The sequence below is a fragment of the Streptomyces sp. NPDC053513 genome (assembly GCF_044544765.1).
In the GTDB taxonomy this organism is placed as follows: domain Bacteria; phylum Actinomycetota; class Actinomycetes; order Streptomycetales; family Streptomycetaceae; genus Streptomyces; species Streptomyces litmocidini.
In genome coordinates, this window is the sequence record NZ_JBITXP010000001.1 from 80,379 (window position 1) to 99,867 (window position 19,489).

Annotated in this window: 15 protein-coding genes; 7 read left to right on the top strand and 8 right to left on the bottom strand. The window is 74.0% G+C overall.

Translation table 11 applies throughout. The features are described 5' to 3' along the window. The first annotated feature begins 22 nt into the window (after positions 1–22). Both ACIGW4_RS00360 and ACIGW4_RS00365 read left to right on the top strand, forming a co-directional pair. Positions 23–853, top strand: coding sequence for an alpha/beta fold hydrolase (locus tag ACIGW4_RS00360; protein WP_399577453.1), 831 nt, complete (start codon positions 23–25; stop codon positions 851–853). Between the two features lie 317 nt (positions 854–1,170). Further along, positions 1,171–3,018: an alpha/beta fold hydrolase gene (locus ACIGW4_RS00365; RefSeq protein ID WP_398710463.1), complete on the top strand. Its 1,848-nt coding sequence runs from the start codon at positions 1,171–1,173 to the stop codon at positions 3,016–3,018. 15 nt (positions 3,019–3,033) lie between these two features. Here ACIGW4_RS00365 and ACIGW4_RS00370 read toward each other — a convergent pair whose 3' ends face one another. The 4 genes from ACIGW4_RS00370 to ACIGW4_RS00385 all read right to left on the bottom strand — a co-directional run bounded on the left by ACIGW4_RS00370 (position 3,034) and on the right by ACIGW4_RS00385 (position 7,540). Continuing rightward, positions 3,034–3,756 (bottom strand): 3'-5' exonuclease, encoded by a 723-nt coding sequence (locus tag ACIGW4_RS00370; RefSeq protein ID WP_123456009.1) that lies wholly within the window; start codon positions 3,754–3,756, stop codon positions 3,034–3,036. 108 nt (positions 3,757–3,864) lie between these two features. Beyond that, on the bottom strand, positions 3,865–5,169 hold the full coding sequence (locus tag ACIGW4_RS00375) for an SAV2148 family HEPN domain-containing protein (RefSeq protein WP_123456008.1): 1,305 nt from the start codon (positions 5,167–5,169) through the stop codon (positions 3,865–3,867). A 121-nt stretch (positions 5,170–5,290) separates the two neighbouring features. After that, entirely contained in the window at positions 5,291–6,625 is a 1,335-nt protein-coding gene (locus ACIGW4_RS00380) for a copper amine oxidase (protein ID WP_123456007.1), read from the bottom strand. 54 nt (positions 6,626–6,679) lie between these two features. Beyond that, on the bottom strand, positions 6,680–7,540 hold the full coding sequence (locus ACIGW4_RS00385) for a Tat pathway signal sequence domain protein (protein ID WP_399577456.1): 861 nt from the start codon (positions 7,538–7,540) through the stop codon (positions 6,680–6,682). A gap of 138 nt (positions 7,541–7,678) precedes the next feature. On the opposite strand from ACIGW4_RS00385, the gene glgX reads away from it, so the two are divergent. Beyond that, positions 7,679–9,799, top strand: coding sequence for a glycogen debranching protein GlgX (gene glgX / locus ACIGW4_RS00390; protein ID WP_123456005.1), 2,121 nt, complete (start codon positions 7,679–7,681; stop codon positions 9,797–9,799). Here the strand turns inward: glgX and ACIGW4_RS00395 are convergent. After that, complete coding sequence (locus ACIGW4_RS00395) at positions 9,768–11,006, bottom strand: MFS transporter (protein ID WP_398710465.1); 1,239 nt, start codon at positions 11,004–11,006, stop codon at positions 9,768–9,770. The genes glgX and ACIGW4_RS00395 overlap by 32 nt on opposite strands. Positions 11,007–11,096: 90 nt before the next feature. Here ACIGW4_RS00395 and treY point away from each other — a divergent pair, with 90 nt between their 5' ends. After that, positions 11,097–13,415: a malto-oligosyltrehalose synthase gene (treY, locus tag ACIGW4_RS00400; RefSeq protein WP_399578164.1), complete on the top strand. Its 2,319-nt coding sequence runs from the start codon at positions 11,097–11,099 to the stop codon at positions 13,413–13,415. 33 nt (positions 13,416–13,448) lie between these two features. Then, positions 13,449–14,045, top strand: a complete 597-nt coding sequence (locus ACIGW4_RS00405) for a hypothetical protein (protein WP_399577459.1) — start codon at positions 13,449–13,451, stop codon at positions 14,043–14,045. Here ACIGW4_RS00405 and ACIGW4_RS00410 read toward each other — a convergent pair. The 3 genes from ACIGW4_RS00410 to ACIGW4_RS00420 all read right to left on the bottom strand — a co-directional run bounded on the left by ACIGW4_RS00410 (position 14,023) and on the right by ACIGW4_RS00420 (position 16,486). Continuing rightward, on the bottom strand, positions 14,023–14,514 hold the full coding sequence (locus ACIGW4_RS00410) for a hypothetical protein (RefSeq protein ID WP_399577462.1): 492 nt from the start codon (positions 14,512–14,514) through the stop codon (positions 14,023–14,025). The genes ACIGW4_RS00405 and ACIGW4_RS00410 overlap by 23 nt on opposite strands. An 81-nt stretch (positions 14,515–14,595) precedes the next feature. Continuing rightward, a complete protein-coding gene (locus tag ACIGW4_RS00415; RefSeq protein WP_399577464.1) occupies positions 14,596–15,816 on the bottom strand; it encodes a cytochrome P450 in 1,221 nt (406 codons plus the stop codon). A 121-nt stretch (positions 15,817–15,937) separates the two neighbouring features. Next, positions 15,938–16,486: an FHA domain-containing protein gene (locus tag ACIGW4_RS00420; protein ID WP_399577466.1), complete on the bottom strand. Its 549-nt coding sequence runs from the start codon at positions 16,484–16,486 to the stop codon at positions 15,938–15,940. A 240-nt stretch (positions 16,487–16,726) separates the two neighbouring features. Here ACIGW4_RS00420 and ACIGW4_RS00425 point away from each other — a divergent pair, with 240 nt between their 5' ends. Both ACIGW4_RS00425 and treZ read left to right on the top strand, forming a co-directional pair. Then, positions 16,727–17,680 (top strand): GNAT family N-acetyltransferase, encoded by a 954-nt coding sequence (locus tag ACIGW4_RS00425; protein WP_399578167.1) that lies wholly within the window; start codon positions 16,727–16,729, stop codon positions 17,678–17,680. Between the two features lie 54 nt (positions 17,681–17,734). Continuing rightward, positions 17,735–19,486, top strand: coding sequence for a malto-oligosyltrehalose trehalohydrolase (treZ, locus tag ACIGW4_RS00430; RefSeq protein WP_123455999.1), 1,752 nt, complete (start codon positions 17,735–17,737; stop codon positions 19,484–19,486). Positions 19,487–19,489: the final 3 nt, after the last annotated feature.

The following is a 19,489-nucleotide window of genomic DNA, read 5'->3' on the forward strand; positions in this document are numbered from 1 at the left end:
GGTGACGAACGGGGTGTTGAAGATGCGCGTGGAACTGTCGGACGTCACGCTGGACGTCGAGGTGAGCGGTGAGGGCCCCGCGGTCCTGCTGGTGCACGGCTTCCCGGACTCGCACCACCTCTGGCGCCACCAGGTCGCCGCGCTCACCGCGGCGGGCTTCCGGTGCGTCGCCCCGACGCTGCGGGGCTTCGGCGCCTCCGACCGTCCCGAGGGCGGTCCGGAGGCGTACCACCCGGGCAAGCACGTCGGCGACCTGGTCGAGCTCCTCGCCCGGCTCGACCTGGACCGGGTCCATCTGGTGGGTCACGACTGGGGTTCGGGCATCGCCCAGGCCCTGACGCAGTTCTTCCCCGACCGGGTGCGGAGCCTGAGCATCCTGTCCGTGGGGCACCTGGCGTCGATCCGGTCCGCGGGCTGGGAGCAGAAGCAGCGCTCCTGGTACATGCTGCTGTTCCAGCTCGCCGGGCTCGCCGAGGACTGGCTGGCGCGGGACGACTTCGCGGGGATGCGGGACATGCTGGGCGAGCACCCGGACGCGGAGGCCGTGATCGAGGGGCTGCGGGCGCCGGGCGCGCTGACGGCCGCGCTGAACATCTACCGCGCGGGCATCCCGGCGGAGGTCCAGTTCGGCCCCGAGGCGCCGGCGGTGCCGCTGCCGGAGGCCGTGCCGGTGATGGGCGTGTGGTCGACCGGCGACCGCTTCCTGACCGAGCGTTCGATGTCCGGGACGGAGGAGCACGTGGCGGGGAGCTGGCGCTACGAGCGGGTCGAGGAGGCGGGGCACTGGCTCCAGCTGGACCAGCCGGAGAAGGTCAACGAGCTGCTGCTGTCCTTCCTCAAGGAGAACTCCTGACGGACCGGTTCCGGTCGATCGTCGCCGATCCCGGCTGACCGCTTCCGTCGGACCGCCGGCGAAGGGTGATCGTTTCCATGGACGGGGCCGGCGGAGGGCGATTCCAAACCCGCCGGGAGAGTGAGTCCGGCGCCGTCGCGCGGAGCGGGGGCGGTGGCCGCTTTCCGCACCGCCGCGGCTTCTGAGCTGGAACGATGCCGCCGTCCCCGCTCCCCCGCGCGCCGCAAGGCCGGGGAACAGGCGGGGACTTCCCGGCATCAGGCACGGACCGGCCCGCGCGCCCGCGGGCCGGCCGGCCCCAGCGAGAGGACGGCTCAGTGAGCACCCCTCAGGACGACAACGAGCTCAGCGCGGTCACCGCGGCCCAGGTGACGCGGATCGCCGACCACGGCATCTACGCCTCCGCCACCGAACTCGACCCGGCCGCCGCCGACCTGGCCCGGGCGCTGGTCGCCACGCTGACCGAATCGGCGGAGCAGCCCCTTCTCACGCCCGAACTCCGGCAGCTGGTGGAGCAGGTGCGGGCCAGGGCGGTCCCGGACGTCTTGAAGATCACCGCCCACGACGGGGTGCGCCTGTCGGCGTTCACGATCAAGCTGAACGGCGACGAACCCCGTCCGGTGGTGATCGTGCCGGCGGGCTGGACGCCGCTCGGCTGGACCATCTTCGCGTACGCCTACCTCCGGCTGGCACTGCGCGGCTACCACGTCCTCGCGTACACCCCGCGCGGCATCGGCCAGACGTTCCCGCTGCTCGGCGGCGGCTACCGCGACGCGTTCTTCACCTCCGGAGGCACGATCGACGTCGCCGGTCCGAACGACTGGGCCGACGGCTCCACCGTCATCGACTACGCGCAGCAGTACTTCGCGCCGAGCGCGATCGCCTTCCTCGGCGAGTCGTACGGCTCCGGCATCAGCCAGCTCGTCGCGGCGCACGACCCGGCCGACCGCGTCGACGCGGTCGTCGCCCTGAGCACCTGGGGCAACCTCGCCACCAGCCTCTACGACAACGACACCCGGCACCTGAAGGCCGTGGAGGCCCTGGTCGCCCTCACCGGCGGCCCCGAGGAGCGGAAGTTCGACCCCGCCACCCGGCGGCTCCTTGCGGACTTCAGGGCCGGGAGGAACCTCCCCGGCGTGGTCGCCTGGGGCACGGAGCGCGCGCCGGCCTCGTACGTCGACCGGACCAACGCCCGCGGCGTCCCCACCTTCCTCTCCAACACCTGGCACGAGACGCTGTTCCCGGTCAACCAGGTCGTCGAGCACTTCGAGCGGCTGACCGTGCCCAAGCACCTGAACCTGTGGATCGGCGACCACGCCGCCCCCGAGGGCGCCGGGCTGACCGCCCCGTCCGGCGGGCCGGACCTCCCCGTCGAGGAGGCCTTCGCCTGGCTCGACCACCATGTCCTCGGTGCCGCCGACGGCGTGCCCGAGTGGCCCGTGGTCAACAGCCAGATCATGTTCACGTACCGGACCCGGACCGACCCGGAGACCGGGAAGACCGTCATCACCGAGCCCGCCGTCCGCGAGCCCCACGGCTCCTGGGCGGAGGTCACCACCTCCACCGAGCGCTGGTACCTGACCTCCGTCGGCTCCGACAGCCGTGACGGCGGCCTCGCCCAGGAGGCGGAGACCGGCTGGAAGAGGGAGTTCACGGCGGGGCGGATCACGGACGCCACCGCGGTCGACGCCCTCGTCACCACCGGCCAGGCCGAATGGAGGGGCGACCCGAAGACGTACCCCACGGGCAAGTTCGACCGGCAGCACCTCGCCGTCTGGACCAGCGCGCCCCTCCAGGCCGGCGCGGACGGCACGGGCCGCCGCGTCCGGGGCGTCCCCGAGCTCACCCTCACGGTCCGCAGCACCACCGAGTCGACGACGCTGGTGGCCTACCTCTTCGACGTCGCCTCCGACGACACGGCCCGCATCATCACCCACGAGCCGCTCACCCTGACGGACCTGACCCCCGGACAGGACCGCATCGCCACCTGGAGGCTCCAGGCCGCGGGCTACGACGTGGCCGCGGGCCACCGCCTCATGCTCGTGGTCAACAGCAAGGACCAGCTCTACTCCGACGCCCTCACCGACGCCGGCGCCGACAGCAGCACCACCACGATCGTCTCCACCGACGAGGGGGCCGCGCACCTGACGCTGCCGCTGGGCTGACCCGGACGACGGGCCTCAGGCCGCCGCGACCGCCGTGCGCAGGGGCCACGCGGAGTCGACGACCGCCTCCGCGTCGCCCTTGCCGCGCAGGAAGGCCTGGAGGCCCTCGGCCCAGACGCGGTACCAGCCGATCTGGCGCTCGTGCAGCTCGGCCGGGTCCAGACCGGCCACCTGCGGGTGCCGCTCGGCTATCGCGACGGCGACCCGGACGGCGGCGAGCGCGTCGGCGGCGGCCTGGTGGGCGGCTTCGAGCACCACGCCGTACTCCCCGCAGACCGCCTCCAGGGTGCGCTTGCCGCGTCGGTAGCGGTCGACGGCCCGGTCGATCGTGTACGGATCGACGACCGGGCCGATGGCGGCCCCGCCGAGCCGCTCCTCGAGGGACGGCAGTCCGTGGCGGCGCAGCTCGGCGGCGAGGAGCGTGAGGTCGAAGGAGGCGTTGTACGCGACGACCGGGACGCCGTCCTGCCAGTAGGCGGCGAGGGCCTTCGCGATCTCGTCGGCGACCTCGCGGGCCGGCCGGCCCTCGGCCGCGGCGCGCTCGGTGCTGATGCCGTGGATCGCGGCGGCCTGCTCCGGGATGGGGACGCCCGGGTCGGCGAGCCAGTCCCGCCGCCGCCTGACCTGCCCCCCGCCGTCGACCTCGACGATCGAGGCCGTGACGATCCGGGCCTCCAGCGGTTCGGTGCCGGTCGTCTCCAGGTCGAAGCCGACAAGGGTCGAGCCGTGCCAAGCCATCGGGTCCTCCTTACGTGATCTCCCCCGTGGTGCTGACCACCCTCGCACGCACCACTGACAACGTCCCCGGCCACCCCCGGGAACGGGGCGGAAGACCGGCCGGCCGGATCAGGAGACGGGCCGGGAGTCGAGCCAGACCGACTCGAATTCCTCCCGGTACGTCTCGAAAAGTCCGTGATCTCCGTCACGGGTGGACTGTCCGTGCCGGACGACGTTCCGGCCGCCGCCGCGCAGGACGAGGACCGGCGCCTCCATGCCCCGGGCCCGGCGCAGGTACGACTGGACGACCCCCACGCCGTCCGGCCCGTCGCCGTCCACCAGATAGGCGGTGAAGCGCGGGGTCTCGTCGAAGACGTGGATCTGGAAGGCGCCCGGATCGCGCAGCTTCGAGCGGACCCGGCGCATGTGCAGGATGTTCATCTCGACCGAGCGGCTCAGCTCGCCCTTCTTCAGGCCGAGTTCGCGCTCGCGGCGCTTGACGGCGCTGCTCGCGGGGTTGAGGAAGAGCAGCCGGGTGCGGCAGCCGGACTCGGCGAGCCGGACCATGCGGCGGCCGGAGAAGTTCTGCACGAGCAGGTTGAGGCCTATGCCGGTGGCGTCGAGGCGGCGGGCGCCGCCGAAGAGGTCCTCGGCGGGCAGCTGTCGCTGCAGCCGGACCCGGTCGGGGTGGACGGAGACGACGTCCGCGTACCGGTCGCCGACGAGGTCCTCGACCGCGTCTACGGGCAGCCGGTCGGCGGACGGCACCCCGGCGCCGCCGCCGAGGATCTCCAGGATGCGGGCGGAGGCCCGCTCGGACTGGGCGAGGACGGTCAGCGAGAGGGCCCGGTTGCGGGAGACCACGTTCCGCGTGACCTCCAGCTCGTCGAGGGCGAGCTCGACCTCGCGCCGGTCGTCGAAGTAGGGCTCGAAGCAGGGCCAGTGCTGGACCATCAGCTCGCGCAGCTGCGGCAGCGTGAGGAAGCTCAGCACGTTGTCGTCGGCCGGGTCCAGGAGGTAGCCCTTGCGCCGGGAGACCTCGCGGACGGCGACGGCCCGCTGGACCCATTCCTGGCCGGCGGGTCCGGCCGCGGCCACCACCCACTCCTCGCCGTGCACCGGTTCGTACACGGGCCGCAGGACGGCGGCGACCACGGCGCGCAGCCGCTGTTCGACCAGGTTCAGCCAGATGTAGGCACGGCCGGCGCGCTGGGCGCGGGTGCGGACCTCGCTCCAGGCCTCGGGGCCCCAGTCGAGCTCCGCCCCTATCTCCACCGGCCGCCCGACGGTGACCGTGCCGGGCGGCACGGCCCCGCCCGGCGGCAGGACGACGCCCGGAGGCACGGCCGTGCCCGGCGGCGCCTCCACGGGGTCGGTCGGACCCTCCTCGTGACCCGCGTCGCCTGGGGGCAGCTCCAGACCTCCCGAGCTCACCCGCGCACCGCCTTCTGCTCCCGGACACCCGTTCCGGCGGACAGGATGACCATGTGACAACGATCAAGGAAGGGTACTCCGCGAGCGGGAGGCGGTGCAGCAGGATCGTCAGGCTGCTTCCTCAACTCCCCAGATCGGGCTGCCCGTTCTGGGAGGCGAGATCGGCCGGAGTGAGCGGATTCATAGCGGTTACGTCCCTGGGCGCGAGCTGGAAGCCCTGCCAGTGGACCGGCATCGGCTGCTGGTCCTCGTCCCGGGCGATGTGGTGGAACCCGATGTTGACCCACACGGACGGTTTGGTCAGAGTCTCACCGTTGACCCATTCGTCCACGCTGTCTCCGGCGCCGGCCGCGCAGCCGCCGATGTTGTTGCTCGCGAACTTCTCGCAGGCGCGGGACTGGGTGAAGTACACGTCGTGCCTGGTGAAGCCGCGGCCCGCGTGGGTGTCGGTGTGACCGGGCACGATCTCGTACGAGCGGGCGTGGCCGTCGGCGTTCTTGCCGGTGCCGCTGACCACTCGCCACCAGCGCATGTTCTTGGCGTCGCCGGCGAGTTCCTTGGTGACGACGGTGCGCTTGGTCTTCACGGTGGGTCCGCCGCCGCCCGCGGGGGGCGCGGTGACGGTGGAGTCGAACTGCTCGATCCGGTCCTTGGTGGAGCCGTCGAGGCCGAAGTCGAGCTTCCAGAAGACGTTGTGGGCGTGGCTGGTGGCGTAGCCGCGGGCCCCCTTGCCGAGGGGCCAGCCGCGTCCGTCGGTGGCGTTGTAGTCGACGGGCGAGAGGCTGCCGGTGGCTCCGACGTTGGCGCCGATGGTGCCGTCGGCGGTGAAGCGCCACTCGGTGATGTACTCGTACCAGCCGACCTTGTTGACGGTGTAGACGAGCAGGTCCTTGGCCTGGGCCTGCCAGACCTTGGAGCCGCCGTCGCTGGCCATGCGGTACGCGTGCCCGCGCGCCCGCGTGGTGGTGCACAGGCCCTTGACGTCGCCGACCTCGGCCACCTTGACGGTGGTGATGGTGCCGCCGGGGCATTCGGCCGGCTTGAGGTTCTGCAGGCCCCAGCCGAAGCCGGCGCCGGTGAGGTCGTCGTACTCGGCGCCGCCGTCGTCGTACGGCACGTGGATCTGGGCGAGCCGGGCGCTGTTGAGGACCTTGATGGGGGCGGCGGCGCCGGGCGGCTGGTAGGTGACCCGGTCGAGCGTGAGCCCGGCGTCGGTGTCGTACCGCCAGCACATGCGCCAGGTGGTGCCGCCGTCGAGCTTCTGCGTGATGCGGTACGCGGCCGAGCAGTCGGGCATCACGGAGTGCGCCGCGCGCGTCGGGGCGGGCGGGTTGGGTGCGGCGGTGGCGCCGGCCGCGGGGCCGGCGGCGGCCGTGGCGGTGCCGAGCAGGGCGGCGGCGGTCAGGACCGCGCCCCGCTTGCGGGTGCGCCCGTTCCGGATTCGCTGGATGGACATGGGGACGTACTCCCTCGTGCGTGTCGTGAGGCTGTGGAGTGGCCGGGCCGGTGGTCAGCCGACGCGGGTGACGGTCCTCGCGGAGAGGTCGACGACCAGGTTCCGGGTGTCGATCCAGGCCCCGTTGAGGACCTTGGTGACGAGCCGGACGCACCGGTGCTCCCCGCAGCGGGCGAGCGCCGCGGGCACCTTGCTCTCGCGGTAGGTGCGGTAGACGTCGCCGTTGAACCACAGCTGCTCGGTGGAGGTCAGCTCCTTGCCGGTGGCGTCCTCGTAGTCCTCCTTGACGCCCTTGCCGAGCGGGCCGGCGAGGATCAGCTCCAGGGCCTCGCGCAGCTCGTCGGGGTGGGCGGAGGGCTGGACCCCGCGCTGCGCTCCAGAGCTCTCGACCTTGCCGGTGTCGAGGTTGACGGTCTTGGTGACGAGCTCGTCCCGCCCGTAGTCGTAGAGGCGGACCTCGGCGCGGCGCGAGTCGTCGCCCGGGACCGGGTCGGCGAGCCGGGTGCCGAGGCGCTGGGGGCCCCTGCCGCCCGTGACGTCCTGCTGGGCGGTGGCGGCGGGCGGGGCCAGCGCCAGCGCCTCGGCCCGGGCGAGCTCGTCGTCCGTGAGCGGGTCGCTTCCGACGCCCTTCTCCCCCTCGGCCGCGGGCGGGGCCACGGTGGCCGGCGGCGGCGCGGATCCCTCGGCCCGGTCTCCGGTCTCCCCCTGCCCGGTGTCACCGGCCGAGCCGCCGCCCGCCGTCGCTCCGGGGACCCCGGCGGCGCCGACGGCCCCGGTGGAACCCCCCGGCCCGGCGGAATCGTTCGCCCCTGCTGATCCCGGCAGGCTGATCGCGACCGCGACGGCGGTTCCCGTCACCGCCATGGCCGCTCCGGCCACCACCTTCCCCAGGTGGCGGCGCGCTATTTCGTACACACTTCCCCCTCTGTCCCCCTCTTGGTCTGCGGTCACCCGGTAGGACGGGGCGAAGTCCTAGGAGGTTGCCACTCTTTCGGGCAGGATCTGGCCGAAGAAGACCTATAAAACCCGGACAGAAGAGGAAGAGTCGTATCCATGCAGGTCTGGCCGGGACAGGCGTACCCCTTGGGCGCCACCTATGACGGAGCGGGAACCAACTTCGCGGTCTTCTCGGAGGCCGCCCACAGGATCGAGCTGTGTCTGCTGCACGACGACGGCTCGGAGACGGCGGTGGAACTGCGCGAGACCGACGCGTTCGTACGACACGCCTATCTGCCGGGCGTGATGCCCGGTCAGCGGTACGGGTTCCGCGTGCACGGCCCGTACGCGCCGGAGCGCGGGCTGCGCTGCAACGCGGCGAAGCTGCTGCTCGACCCGTACGCCCGCGCGGTGTCGGGGCAGATCAAGTGGGGCGAGGCGGTCTACGGCTACCCGTTCGGGCGGCCCGACGCGCGCAACGACCTCGACTCGGGCCCGCACACCATGGCCTCGGTCGTGGTCAACCCGTACTTCGACTGGGGCGACGACCGGCGCCCGCGCACCGAGTACCACCACACGGTGATCTACGAGGCCCACGTGAAGGGCCTCACGATGCTCCACCCGGACCTTCCGGAGGAGCTGCGCGGGACGTACGCGGGGCTCGCGCACCCGTCGGTCATCGGCCATCTGAAGGAACTGGGCGTGACCGCGCTCGAACTGATGCCCGTACACCAGTTCGTGAACGACCACCGGCTCGTGGACGCGGGGCTCTCCAACTACTGGGGCTACAACACGATCGGCTTCTTCGCCCCGCACAACGCCTACGCGTCCTGGGGCGACCGGGGCCAGCAGGTCCTGGAGTTCAAGTCGGCGGTCCGGGCGCTGCACCAGGCGGGCATCGAGGTCATCCTGGACGTGGTCTACAACCACACGGCCGAGGGCAACCACCTGGGTCCGACGCTCTCCTTCCGCGGCCTGGACAACCCCTCGTACTACCGGCTCGCGAACGACCGCCGGTACTACATGGACACCACCGGCACCGGGAACTCGCTGCTCATGCGCTCCCCGCACGTGCTCCAGCTGATCATGGACAGCCTGCGGTACTGGGTGACCGAGATGCACGTGGACGGCTTCCGCTTCGACCTGGCGGCCACCCTGGCCCGTCAGTTCCACGAGGTGGACCGGCTGTCCTCGTTCTTCGACCTGGTGCAGCAGGACCCGGTGGTCAGCCAGGTGAAGCTGATCGCCGAGCCGTGGGACGTGGGCGAGGGCGGCTACCAGGTGGGCAACTTCCCGCCGCTGTGGACCGAGTGGAACGGCAAGTACCGGGACTGCGTGCGGGACCTGTGGCGCGGCGAGCCGCGCACCCTCGCCGAGTTCGCCTCCCGGCTCACCGGCTCCTCCGACCTGTACCAGGACGACGGGCGGCGCCCGCTCGCCTCGGTCAACTTCGTCACCTGCCACGACGGCTTCACCCTGCGCGACCTCGTCTCGTACAACGACAAGCACAACGAGGCGAACGGCGAGGGCAACCGGGACGGCGAGAGCTACAACCGCTCCTGGAACTGCGGGGCGGAGGGCGAGACCGAGGACGTGGGGATCGCCGAGCTGCGCGCCCGCCAGATGCGCAACTTCCTCGCCACGCTGATGCTCTCGCAGGGCGTGCCGATGCTCAGCCACGGCGACGAGTTCGGGCGGACGCAGGGCGGCAACAACAACGCGTACTGCCAGGACAACGAGGTCTCCTGGGTGCGGTGGCCGAAGGAGAACGACGAGGCGGACTCCACGCTCCTGCGGTTCACCCGGGCGATGGTCCGGCTGCGCCGGGACCATCCGGTCTTCCGGCGCCGCCGCTTCTTCCACGGCAGGCCGGTGGAGGGCACCCACGACGAGCTGACCGACATCGCCTGGTTCACGCCCGAGGGCGAGGAGATGACCTCCCGCGACTGGCAGGCGGCGCACGCCCAGGCGCTGACCGTCTTCCTCAACGGCAACGCCATCTCGGAGCCGGGCCCGCAGGGCGAGCGGATCGCCGACGACTCCTTCCTGCTGATGTTCAACGCCTCCTCGAAGGAGCTGGAGTTCGCGGTGCCGGACAGCCACGGGCGCTGCTGGCGCATGGTGGTGGACACCTCGGACCCGGAGGGCATGCCGCCGCGGGAGGGCCCGGAGCTGGCGGGCGGCGAACGGGTGACGCTGGCGCCGCTCAGCCTGGCCGTACTGCGCCGGCCGGCCTGAGCTCCCGCGCGGGAGGGGTGACCCGGACCGTCCAGGACAGCGCCGCGCAGGCCACGGCCGCTCCCACCGCCACCGCGAAGGCGGCGGGGGCGCCGTGGCCTTCGGCGAGCCGGCCGGAGAGGGCGAGGGCGAGGGCCTGGCCGCCCACGATCCCGCTGGTGAGGAAGGCCATCGACTCGGCGAGCCGGGCGGCCGGCACGGTCCGCTCGGTGAGCCCGAAGACGGTGATCAGGTGCGGGGCGTAGGCGGCGCCGAGGACGACGACGACCGCGTACAGGGCGGCCAGGGAGCCGACGAACAGCAGCGGTACGGAGAGGAGGACGAGCCCGGCGGTGGCGGCGCGCCAGCGGGTCGCGAGTCCGATCCGGGCGGGCACGGCGGCCATGGAGAGGCCGACGGCGGCGCTCATGACGCCCATGGCCGCGTAGACGAGCCCGGCCTGGGCGGGCGCGCCGAGCTCCTCGGTGAGGGCGGTGATCCCGGCCTGCGAGGCGCCGAACATGGCGCCCTGGAGGACCATCGTGCCCCGCAGGGCGTACGCGGACCCGGGCAGCCGCGTCCGTTCGGCGGCACCCGTACGGGTGGAGACGACCGGCGCCGCGGGGGCGGTCGCCCGGGCCGTCGGGTGGAGGGCGAAGGCCGTCCCGCAGACGGTGAGGAGCAGCGCCGCCAGGAGGAGCGCGGCCGCGGGGTGGGCGAAGGCGGCGGCGAGGCCGACGAAGGCCGGGCCGAGGACGAAGGAGACCTCGTCGAGGGTGCCCTCGAAGGAGAGCACCGCGCCGACGAGCCGGTCGTCCGCGCCGGCGCGCCGGGCGAGGGCCACGGAGCGGGTCCGGGCCAGCGGCCCGACCTGCGGGACGGTGGCCCCGGCGAGCGCCCCGAGCGCCATGAGCGGGCCGGTGGCGGCCCCGGCGAGGGCGGCGAGGACCAGGGCGGTGACGGCGACCGCGTTGGCGAGGGAGGCGGCGAGGACGATCCCGCGCTGGCCGTGCCGGTCGGCGAGCCGGCCGATGACGGGCCCGGCGACGGTCTGCCCGGCGGCGAGCGCCCCGCCCGTGAGGCCCGCGACGGCGAGCGAGCCGCTGGTCTCGGCGACCAGGAGCAGACTGCCGAGCTGGCACATGGCGGTGGGCAGCCGGCCGAGGAAGGAGACGACCGGCAGGGCCGGGCCGAGCAGGGACAACGTGTCGCGATACGTCCGGAGCATCACGCGAACGTAACGCGATGCACACGAACGGGTGCATGGGGCGATGACACAGAAGCCTCCCGACGGGGTACGTACGTTCGCATGACGCCCATTCCCCCCACCTCGACCTACCGGCTGCAGCTCCAGCCGGAGTTCCCGTTCGCGGCCGCCGAGCGCGCCGTGCCGTACCTGGCGGGCCTCGGGGTCTCGCATCTGCACCTCTCCCCCGTCCTGGAGGCGGTGCCCGGCTCGACCCACGGCTACGACGTCACCGACCACCGCTCGGTACGGGCCGAACTGGGCGGCGAGGAGGGGCTGCGGGCCCTGGCGGCGACCGCGCGGGCGCACGGCCTCGGGCTCGTCGTGGACCTGGTGCCCAACCACATGGCGGCCTCCCCGCGCCACAACCACGCGCTGCGCGCCGTGCTCCGCGAGGGCCCCGACTCGCCGTACGCCCGCTGGTTCGACATCGACTGGCGCGCCGGGGACGGCCGGGTGCTGCTCCCGGTGCTGCCCGCGCGGCTCCCGGAGGTGCGGGACCGGTTCCGGGTCTTGGACGGGTCCCTGCACCTGGACGGCCAGGAGTTCCCGCTCCGCGCGGGCACCGAGGGGCTGCCGCTCGACGAGCTGCTCGACGCCCAGTGGTACCGGCTCGGCTGGTGGCGGCTCGCCCGGACCGAGCTCGGCTACCGCCGCTTCTTCACCATCTCGGACCTGATCGGGGTGCGGGTGGAGGACCCCGAGGTGTTCGCGGCGAGCCACGCGAAGATCGTGGAGCTGGTCGGGGACGGGGTGATCGAGGGGCTGCGCATCGACCACCCGGACGGGCTCGCCGATCCGCAGGGCTATCTGGAGGACCTGGCGGCGGCGACCGGCGGGCGGTGCTGGACGGTCGTCGAGAAGATCCTCACCGGGCCCGAGACGCTGCCCGCCGCCTGGCCGGTCGCGGGCACCACCGGGTACGACGCGCTGCGGCAGCTCGACGGCGTCTTCACCGACCCGGTGGGCGCCGACGAACTCGCCGACGCGTACCGGGAGTTCGTCGGGAAGGCCGCAGACCGCGGCGGGCACTGGGAGGCGACCGCGCGCCGCGCCGCGTACGAGGTGGTCGGCCACGACCTGGCCGCCGAGACAGCCGCGCTGACCCGGATCGCCGGCCGGATCTGCGCCGTCGACCCCGAGCTGCGGGACCACGCCCCCTGGGCGCTGCGCACCGCGATCCGGGAGCTCCTCGTCCGGGTCCCCGTCTACCGCCCCTACCGGACCGGCGGCGAGGAGGTGCTGACCGCGGAGGCGGCGCGCGGCGCGAAGGCCGCGTTCGCGGTGCCGGAGGAGGCGACGGCGGTCGACGCCGTACGGGACCTGGCGCTCGGCAGGCGCGGCGACGGGCCCGAACACCGGGCGTTCCGCGCGCGGTTCGCGCAGACCTCGTCCGCGCTGCGGGCCAAGTCCGTGGAGGACACCGCCTTCTACCGGTACACGCCGCTGCTCTCCGCGAACGAGGTCGGCGGCGACGCGGGGCGCCCGGCGGTGCCGGTGGAGGAGTTCCACGCGTACTGCCTGCGGATCGCCCGGGACTGGCCCGGCACCGGCACCGTGCTCTCCACACACGACACCAAGCGCAGCGCGGACGTCCGGGCCGGGATCGCGGTGCTCTCCCAGTGCCCGGAGGTGTGGGCGGAGCTCCTCGCGGAGGTCGCGGGGGTGCCCGCGCCCGATCCGCACGTGGCGTGGACGGCCTGGCAGACGGCCTTCGGGCTCGGCGCCCCGGACCCGGACCGGCTGGTGCCCGCGATCCTCAAGTCCGTGCGGGAGGCGGGGCTGCGGACCAGCTGGACGGAGCCGGACGAGGAGTACGAGCGGGCGGTGGCCGAGTTCGCGGCGGCCGGGCCCGGCCGGATCCCGCTCCGGACGGCCTCGGAGGCGGCCTTCGCCCTGGAGCCGCACGTCCGGGCGCACGCGCTCGGGGCCGCGCTCGTCCAGCTGACGATGCCGGGGGTGCCGGAGCTGTACCAGAACACGGAGCGGGAGTACCGGGCGCTCGTCGACCCGGACAACCGGGCGCCGTTCGCGGTCGGCCCGGAGGACGAGCGGACCGCCCTGGTCCGGGCGACGCTGGGGCTGCGGCGCGCGCACCCGGAGGCCTTCGGGGCGGGCGGCACGTACGTCCCGCTGACGGCGGAGGGCCCGGCGGCCGCGCACTGTCTGGCCTTCGCCCGTTCCGGCCGGGTGGTCACGGCCGTGACCCGGCTCTCGCTGCGGCTCGCCCGGGCGGGCGGCTGGCAGGACACGGAGCTGGTGCTGCCCGAGGGGCGGTGGGTCGACGCGCTCGACGGGGTGCGGGAGTTCACGGGCGGTCCGGCGACGGAGGTGAAGCTGGCGGAGCTGTTCGAGGAGCGGCCGGTGGCGCTGCTGGCACGGGCGGAGTGAACGGCTGTTCCCCTCCATGACAAGCTGATGATCATGACAAAGGACCAAACCGGCCGGCTCATCGGCGCCGCCTTCGGGCTCGTGTTCGTCCAGGCCAACGCGAGCGCCCTGCCGACGGCGGTCGCGACGCCGCTGCGCCTCCTCGCGATCGCCGCGTTCCTGGGCGTGGTCGTGTTCGGCCGCCGTCGCGGCCGGGCCGTGCCGGCGGCCGGGACCGCCGTCGCGCCCGGCGCCGGCGTCGGCTTCGGGCGCCGCTACTGGTACGTGGTGGCGGCGGAGGTCCTCGGCCTCGCGGCCGGGCTCCTGGTGATCAGCCGTGTGCTGCACGTCCCGCAGGCGGCCGTGGGCTGGATCGCCTTCGTGGTCGGCGTGCACTTCTTCGGCCTGGCGGTGGCCTGGCGCAGACCCGCGCTCCACGTCCTCGCCGCCGGGCTCACCGCCTGCGGCGCGGCGGGCCTGGTGCTGGCGGCGCTCGACGCCCCCGTCACCGCCGTCAGGGTGACCGCCGGAGTCCTCCCCGGCGTCCTCCTGCTCGCCTCCGTCTGGCGCTCCCCGACGGGACCCGGCCGCGTCCGCGGACCGGGTCCCGTCGGGGAGCCGGGGGTGATCAGGAGCGGGAGGCGCGGGTGACCTCGCACCTGGTGTACTCGGAGCCGTCGCCGGATCCCGGGTACGAGGTGGTCAGCTCGGCGCTCTGGGAGGCGCCGGCCGCGACCGCGACGGCGGTCTTCGTCGCGGTGGCCGGGACGGCGGTGCCACCGGCGGCGCCGGTGAACTTCATCGTGACGTCGTAGTCGTAGTCCAGCAGGCCGTCGTTCTTGATGGTGATCCGGGCGACGAGGTTCTTCGTCGCCGGGTCGAACTTGCACTCGTCGATGGTGATGTCGCGCGAGGCCTTGTTCGAGCTGCTGGAGCCGCCGGGCACGGAACCACCGGAGCTGCTGCCCGTGGTGCCGTCGTCGTCGTGGTGGCTGCCGCTGCTGCTGCTGTGGCTGCCGGAGCTGCCGCCGCAGCTGCCGCCGTGCGAGCCGCGGGCGCCCGTCAGGGCGACGACCGCGATGCCGAAGACGGCGATCGCGCGGACATGACGCATATTCATATGTGAATCCCCGTGGAAAGTGGAATGACGTGCACCCGTTGACGAGCGCACGTCACCTTCTCACATCGGCCGGAGGACCCCTCAACCACCCGGCCGGACGATCAGGCTCCGGGGCGCCCGGGTGATCAGCCCGGTGAAGACGGGACGGAAACCGTCGGCCAGACGCAGGCGGGGCATGGCCGTGAAGAGGGCCCGCAGGGCGTACTCCGCCTCGAACCCGGCGAGGAGGACCGCCGGGCAGAAACCGGCCCCGTAGGTGAGCTGGCCCGGGTCGTCGCGGAACGGATCGAAGCGGTCGGGTTCGCGAAAGCGATCGGGATCGCGGCCCGCCGAGCCGACGAGCAGGGCGACGGACGCGCCCGCCGGGACGACGCCGCCGCTCACCGGCACCTCGGCGCCGGTGCGGCGCACCGCGATCTGCACGGGCGGGTCCCGGCGCAGCGACTCGGTCCAGGCGCGGGCGACCAGACCGGCGGGCGCGTCGCGGAGCGCGACGACCAGGTCGGGGTCGGCGAGGACGTTGCCGAGGAAGGAGGCGAGCGCCTTCTCCCGTACGGCGATCTGGCCGCCGCACTCCCCCGCGAGCGCGCCCGCCGCCCGGCCGCGGACGAGCCGCATCATGTCGCGGTAGGGCACGCCGACGGCCGCGGCGACGGTGCCGGCCGGCAGCCAGTGGCAGAAGTCGGCGACCAGGTCCGCCTGGGAGCGTTCGGCGATCCGGCGGGCCAGGACGTAGGCGGTGCGTTCGGTGACGGCGCGCAGGGCCTCGACGTCGACGTCGACGTGGGCCCGCGCGCACGGCGGGTCGCCGGGCCGGTGTCCGTGCGTGAAGCGTTCGTCGGTGAGCGCGGCGGCCACGTCCGCGTACCGGCTGAGGACCCAGGCCCGCAGCAGCGGGTCGTACGTGAGCGGGAACTCCTCGCGCAGGGTCCGGTGGATCCCGTGCGGGTCCAGCGAGGCGCCGGGGTCGAGGGGGCTCGGCGCGACGGTCCGTCCGCCGGGCGGGAAGGGCCCGGCGGAGGCCGGGCCGACCGGGGTCGGTACGCGTCCGGCGCCGGGGGCACGGGCCGGAACGCCGGAGCCGGACGCCGCGCCGGGGCCACGGCCCGGCCCGCCCGCCCCAGACGCGGCGGGAGCACCGACAGGGCTGCCGGCCGGGGGGCCGCCGGGCCGCCGGAGCGGCTTCGTGGGGGCCACGGCCGACGGGGCCGCCGGAGCCATCGACGGCAGACGTTTCCAGGGGTCCCCGGACTCCTCCGGCCGCTCGCTCCGGTCCGGCCGGCGGTTCGGCGCGTCGCTCATCTCGCCCCCTGTCGATCGGCGGTGGGTGGCGCGGCCGGAGATCGTGGCGCGCGTCTGCCCAGCCCATCACCGCGGGTCCCGCACCGCCCGCCACGTACCGCCGAACGGGTGAACGCGGGGGTCAGCCGTGCGACAGCCGGAAGGTCATCTGGCCGAAGCCGACCACGTCGCCCGCCCGCACGACCACGGCGCCGGTGACCCGCCGTCCGTTGACGGTGGTGCCGTTGGTCGAGCCGAGGTCGCGCAGCACCCACATCCCGCCCTGCAGCGAGAGTTCGGCGTGCAGCCGGGAGGCCGTCTCGTGGCTGAGCCGCAGTCCGTTGACCGGGTCGCGCCCGATCCGCAGCGGGTACGGGCCGGGCTGGGGCAGCAGCAGCTTCGGGAGCCGCTCCGCGCTCCAGGCCCGCCCGATCCGCGCCGTGAAGGCGGACATCCGCTCCACCGCGCCGACCACCCGCCGGGTCCAGGTGCCCTCGGTCCGCAGGTCGGCGGTGAGCAGGGCGAGTTCGTCCGGCCGGCGGGCCTGGAGCGCGCGCTCCATCCGGAAGAGGAAGGTGTCGTGCGAGAGGCGGCCCTGGGCGGCACCCTCACGGAGCAGCCCCAGCGCGCGGTCCCGCTCGGCGTCGGTCAGCCGAGGGGAGTTCGCCGGAAGCTCGAAAGGGGTCGTCACATCCGAGATTGTCGGTCCGTCGGGCCCGAAGTGTCCAGAAGGGCCCCGGGCCTGGGGAAACTCCGTACACAGTCGTGACGGATCGCTGTTACGGTCTGGCGTCCTCACACCAGAGACCCCCGGGGGAACCCAGACGTGACCACGTCTTCTTCGTCCACGCACGACCCGCACCACGAGGGGCACGACCCTCACGACCCGCACGGCGTCGCCGCCGCCCCGTCCTCCTCCCTCGTCCCCGGCCTGTACGTCCGCCGGCTCGCCGGACCGGAGGAGCTCGACCTCTTCCTGCGCCTCACGTACTCGCTCGACCACGAGCTCGCCGACGACCTCGCCACCGGCCGGCGCCTGCCCTCCTGGATGTGGGTGGCGCTCGACGGCGACCGGCTCCTCGGCCGGGTCGCCTGGTGGACGGGCACGGCGGGCGCCGCACCGCAGATGCTGGACGTCTTCGACCTGGCCCCCGAGCTGTCCGCCGAGGAGCGCGCCGAGGTGGGCCTGCGGCTCCTGCGGACGGCGACGGCCGACGTGGTCGGGGACGCCCGGCGCCCCGAGTACATACGGTTCCTCCCGGCCGACTGGCGCGAGGTCCCCGAGACCCGGTCCCGCCTGGAGTCCCTGTTCTCCGTCCTGGAGCGCACGGGCGCCCGCCCGCTGGTCGAGCGGCTGCGCCTGGAGTGGCGCCCCGGCACCCCCGTACCGGAGCCGACGGACCGTCTGGAGTTCCGTCCCGTCAGGGACCGCGAGGACCTCCTCGCGCTGATGACGCCGGTGATGGAGGGCACGCTCGACGCGCACGGCCGGGCCGGCCTGGCCTCCGGCCTGTCGGCGCGGGAGGCGGCGGAGCTGCACCACGACGAGGAGCTCGCGCGCTACTCCTCGCCGCGCGCGTGGTGGCGCGTCGCCGAACTGCCGGGGAGCGGCGAGCCGGTCGGCTTCGTCGTGCCCGCGCGGAACAACTACCACCACGTCATCGCGTACCTCGGTGTGCTGCCCGCCCACCGCGGGCACGGGTACGTCGACGACATCCTGGCGGAGGGGACCCGGATCCTGGCCGCCGCCGGCGTGCCCCGGATCCGTGCGGCGACGGACCTGCGGAACGTGCCGATGGCGGCGTCCTTCGCCCGGGCGGGCTACGTGACGTTCGAGCGCGCGGTCAACTACGTGTGGGACGCGCCGGGCGAGTCGGGGTCCTGACTGCCAGGATGGTCGCGGTGGTGGAGTGAGTGGACCGTCGACGAGGGGATTCCCGTGCTCTTCGAGGTGTGGGCGCCGAGCGCCCGTGACCGGGTGACGCTGGAGCTGAACGGCTCCGACCACCCCCTGGACCGGGACGCCGAACGGGACGGCTGGTGGACGGGCGTGGTGCCCGCCGAGGACGGCGACCGGTACGGCTTCTCGCTCGACGGCGGGCCCGTGCTGCCCGACCCGCGCTCGCGCCGGCTGCCCGACGGGCCCGACGGCCTGAGCGCGGTCGTCGACCACTCGGCGTACGCCTGGCGCCACTCCTCCCCGCGGCTGCGGCTGCGCGGCGCCGTCCTGTACGAGCTGCACGTCGGCACCTTCACCCCGGAGGGCACGCTCGACGCGGCGGCCGCGCGGCTCGGGGAGCTCGCGGGCCTCGGCATCACCCATGTGGAGCTGATGCCGCTGTGCCCGTTCCCCGGGGTGCGGGGCTGGGGGTACGACGGGGTGGCGCCGTGGGCGGTCCACGAGCCGTACGGCGGACCGGAGGCGCTGAAGCGGTTCACGGACGCGGCGCACGGCCTCGGCATGGGCGTGGTCCTCGACGTGGTGCACAACCACCTGGGCCCGTCGGGTAACCATCTCCCGTCCTTCGGGCCGTACTTCACCGACACCCACCACACGCCGTGGGGCGCGGCGGTGAACCTGGACGCGCCGGGTTCGGACGAGGTCCGGGCGTACTTCCTGGGGAGTGCGCTCGCCTGGCTGCGGGACTACCGGATCGACGGGCTGCGGCTCGACGCGGTGCACGCCCTCGCCGACACCCGGGCGCTGACGTTCCTGGAGGAACTGTCGGCGGCCGTGGACGAGTTGGCGAAGGAGCAGGGCCGCCAGCACTTCCTGATCGCCGAGTCCGACCTCGCCGACCCGCGCACGACCACCCCGCGCACGCTCGGCGGGCTCGGGGTGCACGCCCAGTGGAACGACGACTTCCACCACGCCCTGCACACCGCCCTGACCGGCGAGGACCAGGGCTACTACGCCGACTTCGCGCGCGCCCCGATGGCGGCGCTGGCCAAGACCCTCACCCGCGTCTTCTTCCACGACGGCACGTACTCCGCCTTCCGCGGCCGTCACCACGGGCGCCCGGTGGACCGGGAGCGCACCCCCGCCCACCGCTTCCTGGGCTACGCGCAGACGCACGACCAGATCGGCAACCGGGCCCTCGGCGACCGCCTGTCGGCCTCGCTCTCCCCCGGGCTGCTCGCCTGCGCGGCGACGCTCGTCCTCACCGGCCCCTCGGTGCCGATGCTGTTCATGGGCGAGGAGTGGGGGGCGAGCACGCCCTGGATGTACTTCACCGACCACACCGACCCGGAGCTCGCGGAGGCCGTACGGCGGGGCCGCAAGCGGGAGTTCGCCGCGCACGGCTGGTCCGAGGACGAGGTGCCCGACCCGCAGGAGCCGGCCACCCGCGACCGTTCGGTCCTCGACCGCTCCGAGCGCGAGCGGGACCCGCACAAGCGGCTGCTGGCCTGGCACCGTCAGCTCATCGCGCTGCGCCGCACCCTGCCCGATCTGACGGACCCGGACCTGGCGGGGGTGAAGGTGGCCTTCGACGAGGAGGCCCGCTGGCTGGTCTTCCGGCGCGGGGACCTGCGGGTGGCCGTGAACCTGGGCAAGGAGCCGGTGGTGATCCCCCTCGGCTCCAACGGCCGCGACCGGGTCCTGGCCTCCTGGGACCCGGTCGAGCCGCCGGCGGCGGACGGACTGCTCAGCCTCCCCGGCGAGTCGGCGATCGTCCTCACGGACGGCTGAGCC

Excerpts from the sequence above, each read along its gene's own strand:
- ACIGW4_RS00360 (WP_399577453.1), top strand. The coding sequence starts at position 23 with ATGCGCGTGGAACTGTCGGACGTCACGCTGGACGTCGAGGTGAGCGGT.
- ACIGW4_RS00370 (WP_123456009.1), bottom strand. The coding sequence starts at position 3,756 with ATGGCTTGGCACGGCTCGACCCTTGTCGGCTTCGACCTGGAGACGACC.
- ACIGW4_RS00380 (WP_123456007.1), bottom strand. The coding sequence starts at position 6,625 with ATGTCCATCCAGCGAATCCGGAACGGGCGCACCCGCAAGCGGGGCGCG.
- glgX (WP_123456005.1), top strand. The coding sequence starts at position 7,679 with ATGCAGGTCTGGCCGGGACAGGCGTACCCCTTGGGCGCCACCTATGAC.
- ACIGW4_RS00395 (WP_398710465.1), bottom strand. The coding sequence starts at position 11,006 with ATGCTCCGGACGTATCGCGACACGTTGTCCCTGCTCGGCCCGGCCCTG.
- ACIGW4_RS00405 (WP_399577459.1), top strand. The coding sequence starts at position 13,449 with ATGACAAAGGACCAAACCGGCCGGCTCATCGGCGCCGCCTTCGGGCTC.
- ACIGW4_RS00410 (WP_399577462.1), bottom strand. The coding sequence starts at position 14,514 with ATGAATATGCGTCATGTCCGCGCGATCGCCGTCTTCGGCATCGCGGTC.
- ACIGW4_RS00415 (WP_399577464.1), bottom strand. The coding sequence starts at position 15,816 with ATGAGCGACGCGCCGAACCGCCGGCCGGACCGGAGCGAGCGGCCGGAG.